This is a genomic window from Streptomyces sp. NPDC007856 (genome assembly GCF_042868225.1).
Taxonomy (GTDB): domain Bacteria; phylum Actinomycetota; class Actinomycetes; order Streptomycetales; family Streptomycetaceae; genus Streptomyces.
Genome location: NZ_JBIAEC010000010.1, coordinates 205,819 through 222,163, shown reverse-complemented (window position 1 = coordinate 222,163; position 16,345 = coordinate 205,819). Strand labels below are relative to the sequence as shown.

17 protein-coding genes are annotated in these 16,345 nt (G+C 73.2%); 8 read left to right on the top strand and 9 right to left on the bottom strand.

The window, feature by feature from the left end:
* Positions 1–367: 367 nt before the first annotated feature.
* A complete protein-coding gene (locus ACFYOH_RS24370) occupies positions 368–1,147 on the bottom strand; it encodes a DeoR/GlpR family DNA-binding transcription regulator (RefSeq protein ID WP_388628968.1) in 780 nt (259 codons plus the stop codon).
* Between the two features lie 125 nt (positions 1,148–1,272).
* Between ACFYOH_RS24370 and ACFYOH_RS24365 the strand changes: the two genes are divergently transcribed.
* Both ACFYOH_RS24365 and ACFYOH_RS24360 read left to right on the top strand, forming a co-directional pair.
* Complete coding sequence (locus ACFYOH_RS24365; RefSeq protein ID WP_388628965.1) at positions 1,273–2,154, top strand: SIS domain-containing protein; 882 nt, start codon at positions 1,273–1,275, stop codon at positions 2,152–2,154.
* A 31-nt stretch (positions 2,155–2,185) separates the two neighbouring features.
* A complete protein-coding gene (locus ACFYOH_RS24360) occupies positions 2,186–3,058 on the top strand; it encodes a ketose-bisphosphate aldolase (protein ID WP_388628963.1) in 873 nt (290 codons plus the stop codon).
* Here the strand turns inward: ACFYOH_RS24360 and ACFYOH_RS24355 are convergent.
* Positions 3,015–4,178, bottom strand: a complete 1,164-nt coding sequence (locus ACFYOH_RS24355; RefSeq protein WP_388629274.1) for a methyltransferase — start codon at positions 4,176–4,178, stop codon at positions 3,015–3,017. The genes ACFYOH_RS24360 and ACFYOH_RS24355 overlap by 44 nt on opposite strands.
* 80 nt (positions 4,179–4,258) lie before the next feature.
* Between ACFYOH_RS24355 and ACFYOH_RS24350 the strand changes: the two genes are divergently transcribed.
* Positions 4,259–4,975 carry an alpha-ketoglutarate-dependent dioxygenase AlkB family protein gene (locus ACFYOH_RS24350; protein WP_388628960.1) on the top strand — a complete coding sequence of 239 codons (717 nt, stop codon included), beginning with the start codon at positions 4,259–4,261 and terminating at the stop codon, positions 4,973–4,975.
* A 36-nt stretch (positions 4,976–5,011) separates the two neighbouring features.
* Complete coding sequence (locus ACFYOH_RS24345) at positions 5,012–6,250, top strand: ROK family protein (protein WP_388628958.1); 1,239 nt, start codon at positions 5,012–5,014, stop codon at positions 6,248–6,250.
* A gap of 395 nt (positions 6,251–6,645) precedes the next feature.
* Here ACFYOH_RS24345 and ACFYOH_RS24340 read toward each other — a convergent pair whose 3' ends face one another.
* The 5 genes from ACFYOH_RS24340 to ACFYOH_RS24320 form a co-directional block, all read right to left on the bottom strand.
* Positions 6,646–6,843, bottom strand: a complete 198-nt coding sequence (locus tag ACFYOH_RS24340; protein ID WP_388628955.1) for a DUF1272 domain-containing protein — start codon at positions 6,841–6,843, stop codon at positions 6,646–6,648.
* 127 nt (positions 6,844–6,970) lie between these two features.
* Positions 6,971–7,882, bottom strand: a complete 912-nt coding sequence (locus tag ACFYOH_RS24335; protein WP_388628952.1) for a phosphotriesterase — start codon at positions 7,880–7,882, stop codon at positions 6,971–6,973.
* A complete protein-coding gene (locus ACFYOH_RS24330; RefSeq protein WP_388629271.1) occupies positions 7,879–8,463 on the bottom strand; it encodes a DUF4865 family protein in 585 nt (194 codons plus the stop codon). Before ACFYOH_RS24330 ends, ACFYOH_RS24335 begins: the two co-directional genes overlap by 4 nt.
* Positions 8,464–8,480: 17 nt before the next feature.
* Positions 8,481–8,870: a cupin domain-containing protein gene (locus ACFYOH_RS24325; RefSeq protein ID WP_388628949.1), complete on the bottom strand. Its 390-nt coding sequence runs from the start codon at positions 8,868–8,870 to the stop codon at positions 8,481–8,483.
* A gap of 5 nt (positions 8,871–8,875) precedes the next feature.
* Positions 8,876–9,466 carry a TetR/AcrR family transcriptional regulator gene (locus tag ACFYOH_RS24320; protein ID WP_388628946.1) on the bottom strand — a complete coding sequence of 197 codons (591 nt, stop codon included), beginning with the start codon at positions 9,464–9,466 and terminating at the stop codon, positions 8,876–8,878.
* A 229-nt stretch (positions 9,467–9,695) separates the two neighbouring features.
* Here ACFYOH_RS24320 and ACFYOH_RS24315 point away from each other — a divergent pair, with 229 nt between their 5' ends.
* Genes ACFYOH_RS24315 through ACFYOH_RS24305 form a run of 3 tightly spaced genes read left to right on the top strand, consistent with a single transcriptional unit; the run spans position 9,696 to position 13,290 of the window.
* Positions 9,696–9,989, top strand: coding sequence for an SHOCT domain-containing protein (locus ACFYOH_RS24315; RefSeq protein WP_388628944.1), 294 nt, complete (start codon positions 9,696–9,698; stop codon positions 9,987–9,989).
* Positions 9,986–10,732, top strand: a complete 747-nt coding sequence (locus ACFYOH_RS24310; RefSeq protein ID WP_388628941.1) for an ABC transporter ATP-binding protein — start codon at positions 9,986–9,988, stop codon at positions 10,730–10,732. Before ACFYOH_RS24315 ends, ACFYOH_RS24310 begins: the two co-directional genes overlap by 4 nt.
* Positions 10,729–13,290 (top strand): ABC transporter permease, encoded by a 2,562-nt coding sequence (locus ACFYOH_RS24305; RefSeq protein ID WP_388628938.1) that lies wholly within the window; start codon positions 10,729–10,731, stop codon positions 13,288–13,290. Before ACFYOH_RS24310 ends, ACFYOH_RS24305 begins: the two co-directional genes overlap by 4 nt.
* A gap of 371 nt (positions 13,291–13,661) precedes the next feature.
* Here ACFYOH_RS24305 and ACFYOH_RS24300 read toward each other — a convergent pair whose 3' ends face one another.
* A complete protein-coding gene (locus ACFYOH_RS24300) occupies positions 13,662–14,252 on the bottom strand; it encodes an ATP-binding protein (protein WP_388628935.1) in 591 nt (196 codons plus the stop codon).
* A gap of 253 nt (positions 14,253–14,505) precedes the next feature.
* Positions 14,506–14,829, bottom strand: coding sequence for a hypothetical protein (locus ACFYOH_RS24295; protein WP_153542731.1), 324 nt, complete (start codon positions 14,827–14,829; stop codon positions 14,506–14,508).
* A gap of 372 nt (positions 14,830–15,201) precedes the next feature.
* Here ACFYOH_RS24295 and ACFYOH_RS24290 point away from each other — a divergent pair, with 372 nt between their 5' ends.
* Complete coding sequence (locus ACFYOH_RS24290; RefSeq protein ID WP_388628932.1) at positions 15,202–16,326, top strand: PLP-dependent cysteine synthase family protein; 1,125 nt, start codon at positions 15,202–15,204, stop codon at positions 16,324–16,326.
* The last annotated feature ends 19 nt before the right edge of the window (positions 16,327–16,345 follow it).

Here is a 16,345-nt window from a genome sequence, read left to right as displayed (position 1 = left end):
CTTCGCGCCCCTGTCGCAATGTGACGATCCTGGTGCCTGCCTCCGTTCCCGTGACGCCGTGAGGTTCCGGATGCCTGCCTTCGCGCCCCTGTCGCAATGTGACGATCCTGGTGCCTGCCTCCGTTCCCGTGACGCCGTGAGGTTCCGGATGCCTGCCTTCGCGCCCCTGTCGCAACGTGACGACCCTGGCGCCTGCCTCCGGTCCCGTCAGGCCGTGAGGTCCCGGACACCCGCCTCCCCGGTCCCGTCACAACGTGACGACCCGGACGCCCGCCTTCGCGCCCCGTCACCACGTGACGACCCAGGCGCCCGCCTACGTGTTCCCGGCACGCCGTGAGGTTCCGGATGCCCGCCTTCGCGCCCCCCGTCACACCGCGACGACCCGTACGCCCGCCTCCTCGAAGCGGCGTACCGTCTCCGGCCCCGCCGCCGTGTCCGTCACGAGCGTGTCCACCAGTTCCGCCCCGCAGATCCGGGCGAACGCCCGCTGGCCCAGCTTGCTGGAGTCCGCCGCGACCACCACCCGCTCGGCGCGCTCGCACAGCAGCCGGTTGATCGCGGCCTCCGCCTCGTCATGGGCCGCCGCGCCGTGCGTGACGTCGAAGGCGACGACCCCGAGCACCGCCACGTCGAGCGTGATCTGACCGAGCACCCCGTCCGCGAGGGGTCCGATGAGCTCGTAGGACTGCGGGCGCGCCACACCGCCCGTCACCACGATCTTGAACTGGGGTCGTACGGCGAGCTCGTTGGCGATGTTGAGCGCGTTGGTGACGACGGTCAGCGCGGGTGATCCGGTGGCCAGATCGCCGCGTACGGCGAGGGCGCGGGCCACCTCCGTGGTCGTCGTGCCGCCGGTCAGCCCCACCGCCTCGCCGGGCGCGACGAGTTCGGCCACGGCTTTGGCGATGCGCTGCTTCTCCGAGGCCCGGCGGGCCGTCTTGTAGCGCAACGGGAGCTCGTACGACACCCCGTGCACCACCGCCCCGCCCCGGGTGCGCACCAGCATCTGCTGCTCGGCGAGCTGGTCGAAGTCCCGGCGGATCGTCGCCGCCGACACCTCCAGCTCGGCCGCCGCCTCCTCCACCTCCAGCCGGCCGCGCTCGACGAGCAGCTCCAGCAGCGCCTTCCAGCGGGCGTCCCGGGACATCCGCAGCCTCCGTTCCCAAGTGTTCCCGGCGACCCTAGCGCACCTCGTTCTGCGCTCGGATGCTTGATTTTGCTCGAAAACTCGCTCTATCTTGCAGGAACAATCAGCAAGGGGAGGGTGTGGCCATGAGCCATGTCGAGAACGAGCTGAACAGCCAGCCGGAGTGCTGGATACGGGCGGCCGAGGAGGCGGGGCGGTACCGGGACGCACTGCCGGGGCCGGGGGAGCGGGTCGCGATCGTGGGGTGCGGGACCTCGTACTTCATGGCGCAGGCGGTGGCCGCCCTGCGGGAGGGCGCGGGCCGGGGCGAGACCGACGCGTTCGCGGCCTCCGAGTTCCCGTACGGGCGCTCGTACGACCGGGTGGTGGCCCTGACCCGCTCCGGCACCACCACGGAAGTACTGGAACTGCTGGGCGAGTTGAGGGGCAGGACCCGGACCACGGCCGTCATCGGCGATCCGGACACCCCGGTGGCCTCGGCCGCCGACGACCTGGTCGTCCTGGACTTCGCCGACGAACGCTCCGTCGTCCAGACCCGGTTCGCCACCACCGCCCTCACCCTCCTGCGCGCCCACCTCGGCCTGCACACCGACTCCGTCGTCGCCGACGCGCGCACGGCCCTCTCCACCCCTCTTCCCGAAGGCCTGGTCGCCTGCACCCAGTTCACCTTCCTCGGGCGCGGCTGGACGGTCGGACTCGCCAGCGAGGCCGGGCTGAAGATGCGCGAGGCCTCGCTGTCCTGGACCGAGGCGTATCCGGCGATGGAGTACCGGCACGGTCCGATCAGCGTCACCACCGAGGGCACGGCCACCTGGATGCTCGGCGAGGCGCCCGACGGGCTCGCCGAACAGGTCCGCACCACCGGCGGCCGGTGGATCGCCGGCGGGCTGGACCCGCTCGCCGAGCTCGTCCGCGTCCAGCGGCTCGCGGTCGCCGTCGCCGCCGCCCGCGGCCTCGACCCCGACCGGCCGCGCCACCTCACCCGCTCGGTGATCCTCGCCCCCTGAGCCAAGACCCGCGCCCGGAAGGACACCTCACGTGCCCCTCGCGTCCACCGGCGAGCTGGTCACCGCAGCCGCCGAAACCAGATCCGCCGTCGCCGCTTTCAACGTCATCACCCTGGAGCACGTCGAGGCCGTCATCGCCGGCGCCGAGTCGGCCGGCGCGCCCGTCGTGCTCCAGGTCAGCGAGAACGCCGTCAAGTTCCGCTACGGGCGGCTGCTGCCGCTGGCCAGGGCCGCCGTCGCCGCCGCGGAACGCGCCGCCGTTCCCGTCGCGTTGCACCTGGACCATGTGCAGAGCGACCACCTGCTGCGCCAGGCGCCCGACGCCGGGTTCAGCTCGGTGATGTACGACGCGGCCCGGCTGCCGTACGCCGACAACCTGTCCGCCACCCGGGCCGCCGCCGACTGGGCCCATTCCCAAGGGCTGTGGATCGAGGCCGAGTTGGGCCAGATCGGCGGCAAGGACGGCAGGCTCCCGCTGGACGCCCACGCGCCCGGCGCCCGCACCGATCCGGACCAGGCCCGTGACTTCGTGGCGGGTACCGGGGTGGACGCGCTCGCCGTCGCCGTCGGCAGCGTGCACGCGATGACCACCCGCACCGCCACCCTCGACCACGGCCTTCTCAAACGGCTCTCCACTGCGCTGTCCGTCCCGCTCGTCCTGCACGGCTCCTCCGGGGTCCCGGACGACGGCCTGATCGCGGCGGTTACCGGCGGCATCGCCAAGGTCAACGTCGGCACGGCGCTCAACGTGGCCATGACCGGCGCGATCCGGGACTTTCTCGCGGCTCACCCGGAGGCCGTCGACTCGCGCAAGTACCTCAGCGTGGGACGGGAAGCGATGGCCGACGAGGTGCGCCGGATCATCGGCGTCCTCTCCCGGACGCCAGGACCTGGCCCTTCTTGACGGCCCTCAGCACCACGAACTTCGGGTCGGAGGCCACCAGTTCGCTGTTCCCGAACAACCGCCTCAGCTTCACGTGATACCCGAGATGCCGGTTCCCGATCACCCACAGCTCACCCCCCGGCCGCAGCGCGCGCCGCGCCCCCGTGAACATCCGCCACGCCGTCGCATCGGTCGTGGCCTGATGGGAGTGGAAGGGCGGGTTGTTCAGGACCAGGTCCACGCTGCCGGGCGCGACCCCGGCCAGCCCGTCGCCGACACGGAACTCCGCGTGTCCCGGCACCCCGTTGGCCTTGTAGGTGGCCTCGGCCGAGGCCACCGCCTGGAAGGACTCGTCCACGAACAGCACCTCGGCCGACGGATCGGCGAGCGCCACCGCCGTACCGACCACGCCGTTGCCGCAGCCGAGGTCCACCACCCGGCCCGCGCCCGGGCCGGGCAGGTGCTGGAGGAAGAAGCGGGTGCCGATGTCGAGATGGTCGGCGCAGAAGACGCCGGCGTGGTTGACCACCGGGCGCCCGGAGACCGCCCCGACGCCGTCCGGGAGTGTGTAGCCGTACGGCCATGGGTTCGCCGGCCGCTCCAGGGCCGGGTCCGGGGTGCAGAAGATCAGCCGGGCCTTCTGCTGTGCCGGCGAGGTCCGGGTCGGGCCGAGGATCCGCTCGAACAGCTGCAGCGTGGAGGTGTGGATCTCCTTCACCATCCCGGTGCCCACGACCACCGTGCCTGCGTGCACGGCGGGCGCCAGCCGCAGCAGCTGGTCCTCCAGCAGCGCCAGGCTCTTCGGTACCCGCACCAGCAGCGCGTCCACCCGCTGCGGCGGCGGATCCTGGGTGGTCAGCAACCGGACGGCACCGGGCTCGACACCGGCCCGCGCCAGATTCGCCCGGCTCGCCTCCTGGCTCAGGAAGGAGTCGGTGATCTGCGTCGGCCGGTGCCGCGCGAGCGCCGTGGCCAGCGCGCCCCAGCGGTCCCCGACCACCACGACCGAGCCGGTGAGCGGCACCCCCTCCTCGGCCAGGTGGCGCAGCAGGTACGCGTCGGAGGCGTCCCAGGCGCGCAGCCGGTCGCGCGGGTCCTCGGGGAAGCGGGACAGCTCGACCTCGCCCCACGGTGTCGTCATTCGGTCGCTCATCGTGCCTCCCAGGCTAGCGGAGCCGCAGCTCAGAGCTGGTGGGGCGGGCCTGCGGCAAGATGGAGCGTGTGGACGTGGAGCTGTTTCCCCGGGAGCGCGCGGAGGTCGCGCCGGGCGCCGTGCACGTCCCGGACTGGCTGGACGCGGGCCGGCAGCGCGAGCTGCTCGCCGCCTGCCGGGTCTGGGCGCGGCCGCCGGCCGGACTGCGCACCGTCCGCACTCCTGGCGGCGGCACGATGACCGCACGGCAGGTCTGCCTCGGCCGGCACTGGGGTGTCGTGCGCAGGTGCCCGAACTGCGGGCGGGCCGTACGGGACAACCCGGACTGCCCCGGTTGGCACTCGTACCCGTACGCCTACGACGCTACGGCCGTCGACGGCGACGGCGCCCCCGTGAAGCCGTTCCCGGCCTGGCTCGGCGAGCTGGGCCGCCGCGCCGCCGTCGCCGCGCTGGGCCCCCAGGAGCCGTACGCGTACGACATCGCACTGATCAACTTCTACGACAGCGAGGCCCGCATGGGCATGCACCGCGACAGCGACGAGAAGGCGGACGCGCCGGTGGTGTCGCTGAGCCTGGGCGACACGTGCGTGTTCCGCTTCGGCAACACCGAGACGCGCGCGAAGCCGTACACGGACGTGGAACTGCGCAGCGGTGACCTGTTCGTCTTCGGCGGACCCTCCCGGCTCGCCCACCACGGGGTTCCGCGGGTGTACGGCGGCACCGCGCCGAGCGAGTTGGGTCTGTCCGGACGTCTGAACATCACGCTTCGGGTCAGCGGCCTGTAGGCCGCCGCACCTGCGGATCATGGGAGACTCGCCCTCATGAGCGGCAAGGCGGATCCCCGGACGGCGGGGGAGAGGACCACCTCGAGAGCGCGGCTGGACCGAGGGCGCGGAGCGCTCGGACCCGCGCTGGAGCTGGTGCACACCGGGCGGGCGCCGACCCGGGCCGTGCTCACCGCGGAACTCGGGGTCACCCGGGCGACCGCCGGTGCGGTGGCCGCCGAGCTGGAGGCGCTCGGGCTGATCCGGGTGGACGCCCGGCCGGGCGCCGCGGCCGGCTCGCAGGGCCGCCCCTCGCACCGGCTGGAGGTCGCCGAGGACGGCCCGGTGGCGCTCGCCGCGCAGGTCCACGCCGACGGCTTCCGGGCCGCGCTGGTCGGCCTCGGCGGGCGGATCGTGGCGACCGCGCCCGGCTGCGAGACCGTCGACGCCGACCCGGCGAAGGTGCTCGGCTCGGTCGTCGAGGCGGGCGCGGAACTGCTGCGCACGACCGGCCGCCGCTGCGTCGGCGCCGGACTCGCCGTGCCGTCCGCCGTGGCCGAACCCGACGGGCTCGCCCTCAACCCCCTGCACCTGGCCTGGCCGGTCGGCGCTCCTGTCCGGCGGATCTTCGCGGAGCGCGTGAGCGCGGCGGCCATCACCGGTCCCGCCTTCTGCGGCAACGACGTCAACCTCGCCGCGCTCGCCGAACACCGGCACGGCGCCGGCCGGGGCGCCCGGGACCTGCTGTGCGTGGCCACCGGACACCGCGGCGTCGGCGGCGCGCTCGTCCTCGACGGCCGTCTGCACACCGGCAGCTCGGGGCTCGCCCTGGAGGTCGGCCACCTCACCGTCAACCCGGAAGGCCGGCCCTGCCACTGCGGCAGCCGCGGCTGTCTGGACGTGGAGGCCGACCCGCTGGCCCTGCTGGCCGAGGCCGGCCGCGAGCCGGGTCCCGAGGTGTCGTTGCTCCAGCAGGCTAACGACCTGCTGCGCACCCAGTACGACGACCCGGCCGTCCGCACGGCCGCCGAGGCCCTGATCGACCGTCTGGGCCTGGGCCTGGCCGGACTGGTCAACATCCTCAACCCCGACCGCATCATCCTCGGCGGCCTGCACCGCACCCTCCTGGACGCCGACCCCGGCCGGCTCCGGGCGGTCGTCGCCGACCGCAGCCTGTGGGGCCAGAGCGGTGGAGTACCGATCCTGCCCTGCACCCTGGACCACAACAGCCTGGTCGGCGCGGCGGAACTGGCCTGGCAGCCGGTCCTGGACGACCCGCTGGGGGCACTGCGCTGACGGCGGTCCCGGTCACCTCGGTGGGACCTCGCCGTCAGCCGGTGGCGGCACTTGTCACCTCGGCCGGGCGGGACCGCTGCGCCCAGCGCAGCGCCGACGGCGCCAGGAGCCCCGCGCACCCGAGCTGGAGTACCGGCCCTGGGCGTGCGCCGGAGCGAGGGCATAGCGCAGCTCGAAGGATCCGGCGGCATGGCGGAGTTCGCCCAAGGGCGTGCTCGCCCACCCCCGAGCAGGATCAGCAGGACGGCGGACCAGGCCGGCATCCCGGAGGCCAGAGGCGATGAGGCCGGGAAGGCGAAGCCCGCCTGCCGCCACGCACGTGCCGCCCGGGCGCCGGAGTCGATATTCCGGCCGGACACGTGAGGGCGGCCGGAGAAGCCGGAACTCCCCGTCGATCAGGGCCTTGTGGGACAACCGGCCGGTCTGCGTGGTCTCGCGACCAGTTCGCCGCCGCAGTTGGGGCAGATCTGTCCCAGAGCCTCGCCGCACGCCTCGCAGAACGTGCACTCGTAGGAGCAGATGCGAGCCGGGCCGTCGGCAGGCAGGGCGGTGCTCGAACAGCGCTCGCAGCGTTCGCGCATCTCCAGGGCCATGGCCTTGTCGTCTCCTCGGGGCGGGTGGGACCGGTGGTTTTCCGCCCACCCATTCTGCGGACGGCCGACGGAGCGGGAACCGTCCGGCGGGACAGGGATCGATGCGATCGGGCCACGCCCGTTCCGCTCACGTCCAGTCGGCCGCGAACGCCCGTCCGGGGTGCTCGGTGAGGATGCGATCCACCAGGCCGGCACCCAGCGCGGCGGCCAGCCGCGGCCGCAGCCGGCGCAGCAGGTACGGCATCCCGGGCCCGCCGTCGACCGAGCGGGCTCCGGCGACCACCGTGTCGCCGCCGAGCAGCAGCCGGTCGCCGAAGCCGGCGTCCGCCAGGGCCCGTACCGCCTCCGGCATCCGCCAGTCGGTGGCGTGATGGGCGCGGGACGGCCCGTCGAAGGCCAGCCAGCAGCCGGACTCGGCGGCCTGCCGGTGCACCACCGGGTCGGGGAAGCGGTTCAGATGGCCCAGGATCACCCGTTCACCGGGCACCCCCAACTCACCGCACAGCAGGTCGAGTACGTCCGGCGCGCCGGTGCCCAGCTCCAGGTGCACGGCGATGGGCGCACCGGTGGCGTGGTGCGCCTCGGCCGCCGCCCGCACGGTCCAGCGGGCGTGCGCGTCCAGCGCGTGGAAACCGCCCGCCACCTTGATCAGCCCGGCCCGCACCCCGCTCGTGCCGATGCCGTCGGTCAGCTCGGACACGAACAACTCGGTGAGGCCGTCGCCGCGCAGCCTGTCGAGCACCTCGGAGTCGTAGTGCGCGGCTTGGTGCAGGCCCGTGGCGCAGAGCAGCCGCACACCCGTGGCCCGGGACAGCTCCGGCAGGTCCGCCGCCCGCCGCCCCATGCCGTACGGCGTCCACTGCACGACGGCCGCTCCGCCCGCCGCCCGGAACGCGGCCAGCTCGGCCCGCGCGGCCGACAGGTCGGTCAGCTCCTGGCCCGGCAACCGCGGGCTGCGCAGGAAGAGATGGTCGTGCGCGTCGCACACGCCCAGCTCCGCGGGCCGTACGTTACCGAGGACCGTACGGACATGGCTCACCACTGCCGCCCGCGCGGGAGCCGGTCACGGCCGGGCGCGGACAGGTGCAGCACCTGGTAGAGGTCTCCGTCGGCCTTCGGCGTGTCGTGCTCCCAGAGCGAGAAGTGGACCAGCTCCCACGCGCGCGTGTCCACGGCCGCTGCGGCGAGAACCGCGCCGTCCTGCGCCGCCAGCCGCCCGGTCTCGGCCACCGCGTCCGTCATGAACGCGGCCAACTCGACGCCCTCCGACACCGGTTGCCGCCGCCGCAGGGCGAACGCGGTCGCGGCCCCGGTCGCGGTGCCCTCCTCGAACGCCAGCCCCGTCCACTGCCGGATCGCCGGCCGCCCGAAGTCGTCGACCGGCCCCTGGAAGGCTCCTCCCCACAGGAAGCTGTTCATGCCCTCCATGGTGTTCCAGAGGTAGAACGGCCCGTACTGGTTCACCGGCGAGCCGTGCACCCCGAGCTCGCGCAGCACGTACGTCTTGATGCCGAGGCCGTGCCAGCCGTCCAGCAGATGCGCGACACGGGCGACGCGGGAGCGGATGACGCCCATGTCGTAGTCGGCGGGAAGGGTGAACTCGTACTGCATGGCGTGCATCTCGCGCATCCCCTTTCTCAGGCGGGGTAGTCGGCCACGTGCGTGTGCCACTCGGTCGTCGTGCCGTCCTCGGCGGCCTCCACGACCGCGAGATGGGTCATGAAGGTGCGGGGCGCGGCGCCGTGCCAGTGCCGTTCCCCCGGCTCGATCCACACCGTGTCGCCCGCGCGGATCGCCTCCACCGCACCGCCTTCGCGCTGCACCAGGCCCTCGCCCTCCAGCACGTGCAGCAACTGCCCGTTCGGGTGCCGGTGCCAGGCCGTGTGGGCGCCCGGAGCGAAGTGGACGTTGAACATGCGCAGCCGCGAGGGAGCGGCCGGGGCGGCCATCTCGTCCAGCCAGACCGTGCCGGTGAAGTTCTCCGCCGGGCCCTGCAGGGTGTCGGAACGCCGTCTGGTGATGTGCATGCGACTCAGTTCTCCTGTCCGGGGGTTCGCGGTGCGAGCAGGGAGAGCAGCCCGCGCACCCCCGCGTCGAAGGCGGCGGGGGAGCCGGAGGCGCGGGCTAGTACGTAGCCGCCCTGTACGGTCGCGAGGACGGCCGCGCCGATCTCCTCGCCGTCCAGCCAGGGCGCGAACTGCCCCTGCCGCTTGCCCTCTTCGACGATCCCGGCGATCCGCTCCCGGACCCACGCGATCGTCTCGTCCACCGGTGCGCGCAGCTCGTCGCTGGCGACGATGTCCGGGTCCATGGTCAGCCGCCCGACCGGGCAACCGCGCAGCACGTCGCGCTCGCGCAGCAGATACGCCTCGATGCGCTCGTACGGCGTGCCCGGGCCGCCCAGGACCCGCTCGGCTGCGGTGCGCAGTTCCTCCGCGGTCCGCCGGATCGCCGCCAGGGCGAGGTCCGGCTTGCCCTTGAAGTGGTGGTACATGCTGCCCTGGCCGGCCCCCGCGCGCTCCAGGATCGCCTTGGGGCTCGTGCCCACGTACCCGCGCTCCCACAGCAGCTCACGGGTGGACTCGATCAGTCGTTCCGAGGTGCTCATGCGCTCACTGTACATACTAGTAGTTACAGCCCGCCAGCCCCCCCGTGATCCGCCAGTCCCCAGCAAGCCGCCACGGACTCCCTGGGCGAGTCCCGGGGGGAGCAGTCCGCCACCCCCGCCGTACTCCCCCGGAGGTACCCGCACTGCCGCCGGGCGCACGACGACCCGGACCCCCTCCGGGAGGGAGTCTCGTGGCATCCCCGAGGACCGGGGATCACGCGACCGACAAGGGAGATGACCCGAGATGCAGACCCTGGCCGACTGGGGCGGCGGCGGACCCGGCCCCTGGATCCTGTTCTTCCCGCTGATCTGGGCGGCCGTCGTGATCGGCGCCGTCACCTTCCTGCGCCGCACCGGTTGGCGCGGACGCGGCGGCCCCTGGCGGGCCATGGACGGCGGACGCCCCGCGGGTGACTCACCCCTCGCGGTCCTCGGCCGCCGCTTCGCCTCCGGCGAGATCGACGAGGACGAGTACTGGCGCCGCCTGTCCGTCCTGGAGGAGCAGTTCGGCCGTGCCGGCAAGGGCGGCGCGGCATGACCACGACCGCACTGCGGGCCGCGGCCCGTGTGGTCGGCGCGGTGAAGGTGTACGGCGGTGGCGACACCGCCGTACGCGCCCTCGACGGCGTCGACGTCTCCTTCCCCGCCGGACGCTTCACCGCGATCATGGGCCCCTCGGGCTCCGGCAAGTCCACCCTCATGCACTGCGCGGCCGGCCTCGACACGCTCAGCTCCGGGGCCGCCTACATCGGGGACACCGAACTCGGCACGCTGGACGACCGTCGCCTGACCCTGCTGCGCCGCGACCGGGTCGGCTTCGTGTTCCAGGCCTTCAACCTGGTGTCCACGCTGACCGTCGCGGAGAACATCACCCTGCCCCTGGACCTGGCAGGGCGGCGCGGCGACCCGGATTGGATCGACGCGCTCGTCGACGTCGTCGGGCTGCGCGACCGGTTGCACCACCGGCCCTCGGAGCTTTCCGGCGGCCAGCAGCAACGTGTCGCGGTGGCACGGGCGTTCGCCGGGCGGCCCGATGTGGTCTTCGCCGACGAGCCGACCGGAAACCTCGACTCCCGCTCCGGCGCGGAGGTCCTCGGCCTCCTCGGCTCCGCCGTGCGGGAGATGGACCGTACGGTCGTCATGGTCACGCACGACCCGGTGGCCGCCGCGCACGCCGACGAGGTGCTCTTCCTCGCCGACGGGCGTCTGGTCGACCGGATGGAGTCGCCGACTCCCGACAAGGTGCTGGACCGCATGAAGGCTTTCGAGGTGCGGTCATGAACCCGTCGTTCCGGCTCAGCCTCACGTCCCTGCGGGCGCACCGGCGCCGGTTCGCCGGCACCTTCCTCGCCGTGTTCCTCGGCGTCGCCTTCCTGACCGGCACCCTCGTCATGGGCGACACGCTGCGCGCCAGCTTCGACAGCATGTTCGGCGAGGCGACCAGCGGTACGGACGCCGTCGTACGCGGCGCCGACGCCATCACCACACCCGGCGAGGCCCAGGGCGTACGGCGGCCCGTGGACACCTCGCTGGTGAAGACCGTCGAGCGGGTCCCCGGCGTGGCCGCCGCGGCCCCGGACATCCAGGGCGCCGGGCAGCTCGTCGGCTCCGACGGGAAGCCGGTCGGCGGTCAGGGGCCGCCCACGATCGCCGGCAACTGGATCACCGACCCGCGGCTCAACCCCTACCGGCTCGCCGAGGGCCGTGTTCCCGCCAGGCCGGGCGAGGTCGTGGTGAACCGGGGTGCCGCGAAGAAGGGCGGTCTGAAGATCGGTGACACCACCACCCTGCGCACCCCGGACCCGGTGAAGGTCACCGTCGTCGGGCTCGCCACCTTCGGCGGCCAGGACGGCATGGCCCAGGTGACGTTCACCGGCATGACCCGGGCCGACGCCGAGAAGTACCTCACCGCGCGGCCCGGCCAGGCGGCGTCCATCGCGGTGCGGGCCGCACCCGGGGTGAGCCAGCGGGAACTGGTCCGGCGGCTGACTCCCGTGCTGCCCAAGGGAGTCGAGGCCATCACCGGTCAGCAGTCGGCGCAGGAGAACACCGACATGATCTCCAGCCAGTTCCTGACCATCTTCACCACCTTTCTGCTGGTCTTCTCCGGCGTCGCCCTGCTCGTGGCCACCTTCTCCATCCACAACACGTTCGCGATCGTGGTCGCCCAACGCACCCGTGAGAACGCCCTGTTGCGTGCCCTCGGCGCGGCCCGCCGCCAGGTGACCGCCGCCGCCCTCGCCGAGGCCTGCCTGGTCGCGCTCACCGCGTCCCTCACCGGACTCGCGGGCGGCATCGGCATCGCCGCGGGCCTCCAGGCGCTGTTCCCGGCGATCGGATTCCCGTTCCCCGACGGCGACCTGGTGATCAAGACCCTGTCGATGGTGCTGCCGCTCGCGGTGGGGATCGTGGTCTGCCTGGGCTCCGCGCTCCTGCCGGCCCGGCGCGCCGGACGGACGGCGCCGCTCGCCGCCCTGCGCGAGACGGCCGTCGACAGCTCCGGTGCCTCCCGCGTCCGGGCGGTCACCGGGGTCGTCCTCGGCGCGCTGGCCCTCGCCACGCCCCTGACCGGCGTCCTGGTCTCCCCGTCCGTGTGGCTGGCGGGAGTCGGCGCACTGTTCGCCCTGGCGGCCTTCGTCGTCCTCGGCCCGGTCGCCGCCACCACGGCCGTACGGCTGCTCGGCGGCCCCCTGGACCGGCTGCGCGGGGTCACCGGCTCCCTGGCCCGGCGCAACGCCCTGCGCAACCCGAAGCGGACGGCGGCCACCGCGAGCGCGCTGATGATCGGGGTGGCCGTCGTGTCTCTGTTCACCGTCTTCGGGGCCTCGCTGAAGGCCACGATGGACCAGACGGTGTCCCGGTCCTTCGCCGGTGACATCGCCGTCAGCAGCCCGTCCTTCGGCGCGGGCGGCAGCGGACTCAGCCCGCGGCTCGCCCCCGCGCTCCAGCGGCTGCCCCAGGTGGACACGGCCGTGGGCCTCGGCCGCGGGGTCGCCGAAGTCAACGGCAAGGGAAGGGCGTTGACCGTCACCGATCCGGCCGCGCTCGCCCGCACCTTCGACCTCGGCACGGTCACCGGCTCCCTGCGGGGCCTCGGCAGCGACGGCATCGCAATCACCCGGAAGGCGGCCGACCGGCAGCATCTGCGCACCGGCGACACGACCAGGCTGACCTTCACGGACGGCAGGAGCGAGAACTTCACCGTCCGGGCCGTGTACGGCCAGTCCGAACTGGCCGGCGACTACGTCATCACCCGCGCCGCCTGGGCCCCGCACCGCACCCAGGACTCCGACACCCTGATCTCCGTGACCTTCAAGCACGGGGTCGGCGCCGACGCGGGCAAGGCGGCGGTGCAGAAGGTCGCCGCACAGTACGGCAACCCGTCCGTGCAGACCCGGGACGAGTACGCACAGTCGTCGGCGGGCGGCATCGACATGATGCTCACCCTCGTCTACGCGCTGCTCGCCCTCGCTGTGGTCATCGCCTTGCTCGGCATCGCCAACACGCTGACCCTCGCGCTGCACGAACGCACCCGGGAACTCGGTCTGCTGCGGGCCGTCGGCCAGACCCGCGCCCAGTTGCGGGCCATGGTCCGCTGGGAGTCGGTCCTGGTCGCCGCGTTCGGCACGGTGGGCGGTCTCGGACTCGGCGGCTTCCTGGGCTGGGTGCTGGTGAAGGCCTCCGACGGCGCGAGCGACACCGCGTTCGCCTTCGCCCTGCCGCTCGCGCGGCTCGCGGTGGTGGCCCTGGTCGGCCTGCTGGCCGGCGCGCTGGCAGGGCTCCGCCCGGCGCGGAGGGCGGCCCGGCTGGACGTGCTGCGGGCCATCGCGACGGAGTGACTGCGTCGCTTCGGCCGGGGCGCCCACCCGGTGGGTCGGTTCGGACCGTGCGCGGGCGCGGGTAGGTTGTGGCCGGTCGCGCAGTTCCCCGCGCCCCGGGGAGTTGCCGCCCAGGGCCCTGAAGCACCGGGGAAGCGACGACTGCCCTCAGCTGAGGCGCGCCTCAAGCGCGCGGCAACCGCAGCTCCCCCAGGGGCGCGGGGAACTGCGCGACCAGCCCCCACGCCCCCGCAGCCCGCGGTCCGAACCGCACCCAACGGGTGGGCGTCCTGCTGCGACGCCGCAGGCCCCGTCACCGCCCGGTCAACCGGGAACGGTTGACCGGGCGGGAGCCTGGAAGCCGGTGCGGGCGGGAGCAGGGGACGCGGTCGTCACATGGTCGCGTTTGCCACCGGTGCCGTCGTCACGGGCGCCGCGGCGCTGAGGGCGACCCCGGCGCCCACCGGACTCCCCGCGGGAGCCTTGGCCGCCGCCGTGCCGACCCGGACCGGCGCCTGCCGTACCTCGGCGGCACGGCGCGGGGCATGGGCCGGATAGGGCCGTACCACCGTCGGGGCGGACAGCGTGAACCAGACGACCTTGCCGTTCTCGCCGTCCGGCCGAGCGCCCCAGCTCTCGCTCACCGCCGCCACCATCGCCAGCCCCCGCCCGCAGGTGGCCAGCGGACCGCCGTCCGACAGTTCCGCGACGTCGGCCGGCACCGGGAGCCGTGGGTCGTTGTCGCGCACCGAGACCGTGAGCCGGTCCGGCGCCAGCTCCAGCTCCACCGTGCACGACTTGTCGGGCCTGGCATGCCGGTGGACGTTGCTGAGCAGCTCCGTCACACCGAGCGCGGCCCGGTCTATCAACGCGTCCATGTGCCAGTAGCGCAACTGCGCAGATACGATTCTGCGGACCTGGCCGATCCGCGACGGCAGGGCTTGGAGCTCCACCGTGCAGTGCCTGCTCGGATGACTGATCACGGCTGCGACTCCCCGATGTAGAGGTTCGAAAGAACCGGAAGAACACGGAGAACAACGGATCCAGCAGGGTGCTTGCGTCCAAACGTCCGCCTGCTGTCATGGCCGGCGGGCTGGTTCGCAGCGTTATCGCCGGTAAACCCAGAGTGACGTGAGACCAGCGTGACGCAGCGGATGCGGTCCCGCAACTCGCCGCGACGGACCGCTGCTCGGAGTAACGCGACCGGTCTGCTCCCGGCCGGCGGTCGTACGGCTGTCAGCCGCCGCGTCCGGCGGCCCGGCGCACCGCCTCGATGAACCGCCGTGCCGCGGGCGGACCCGGCTCGCCCGGGGCGGGGTCGTGCTCGCCCAGCGTCAGCAGGTACCGCTTGCCGTTGAGGTCGGCCAACGCCTTGTCGTCCGGCCGGAACCACGGCCTGGACGCGCGCACCGCCTGCACCGGGGCACTGTCGATCTCGCTGCCGTAGCTGGTGAGCAACTCCAGCCTGCCGTCGTTGATCCGGACCTGGCCGGCCCGGGTGAGCGAACGCAGCCGCTTGCCGATCCGCACGCCCGTGGCTGTGAACTCCGGCTCCGCCATCCTTCGCCGCCCCCTTGCCGTGTGCTTCCGCGATCCAGTGTGCGCTCGCGTCCGATCCAGTGTGCGTCCGCGTCCCGTCCGGCGTGCGCCCGCGCCCGACGGCGGCGTGCGCCTGCGTTCGGGACGATCGTCCCGTCGCGTGCAGTCTGCCCCGATGCGGCCGGGAGCACCAGTACGCGCGAGGCGCTCGCGAAAGCCGCCCGGAGCACTCCCGCCAATGCGCCCCCGGATGCCTCGTACGCCTGTGCCCCAGGGCGGCTTTGGGTGGCTCAAAGATGCGTTTATGCAGGTGGGAAGCGGTGCGAAAGATGCCTATGCTCGAAATGCCGGCCGCGCGAGGTGTCGTCGGCGCCCAGCCTAAGGAGCACCGCCGTGAGCACCACCCACCAGACCCGGACCGGCGCCACCCTCGACGTCGACCGCAGCGACGCCGCCTACCGCGACTGGCTGAAAGAGGCCGTGCGCAAGGTCCAGGCCGACGCCAACCGGTCGGCGGACACGCACCTGCTGCGCTTTCCCCTCCCCGAGCAGTGGGGCATCGACCTCTACCTCAAGGACGAGTCGACGCACCCCACCGGAAGCCTCAAGCACCGCCTCGCGCGCTCCCTCTTCCTCTATGGCCTCTGCAATGGCTGGATCCGCCCCGGTCGCCCGGTCATCGAGGCCTCCAGCGGCTCCACGGCCGTCTCCGAGGCCTACTTCGCCAAGCTGATCGGCGTGCCCTTCATCGCGGTCATGCCGCGCACGACCAGCGCCGAGAAGTGCCGCCTCATCGAGTTCCACGGCGGGCAGTGCCACTTCGTGGACGACTCCCGGAAGATGTACGAGGAGTCCGCCCGCCTCGCGGTGGAGACCGGCGGCCACTACATGGACCAGTTCACCTACGCCGAGCGGGCCACCGACTGGCGCGGCAACAACAACATCGCCGAATCGATCTTCCGCCAGCTGGAGTTGGAGCGCTTCCCGGAGCCCGCCTGGATCGTCGCCACGGCCGGCACCGGCGGCACCTCAGCGACCCTCGCCCGCTACGTCCACTACATGCAGTACGACACCCGTGTCTGCGTCGCCGACCCGGACAACTCCTGCTTCTTCGAGGGCTGGACCACCGGCGATCCGGACGTCACCTGCGACTGCGGCTCCCGGATCGAGGGCATCGGCCGGCCGCGCATGGAGCCGAGCTTCGTGCCCGGGGCGATCGACCGGATGATGAAGGTCCCGGACGCGGCCAGCATCGCCGCCGTACGGGCCCTGGAGCGGGCCATCGGCCGCAAGGCGGGCGGCTCCACGGGGACCGGGCTGTGGAGCGCGCTGAAGATCGTCTCCGAGATGGTGGCCGACGGCCGCCAGGGCAGCGTCGTCACCCTGCTGTGCGATCCGGGCGACCGCTACCTCGACAAGTACTACTCGGACGCCTGGCTCGCCGGGCAGGGCCTGGACATCGCGCCGTACACCGCGGCGATCGAGACCCTGCTGGCCACGGGGGTGTGGCCGGACTGAGCCAATCCCCGTCCCTTCG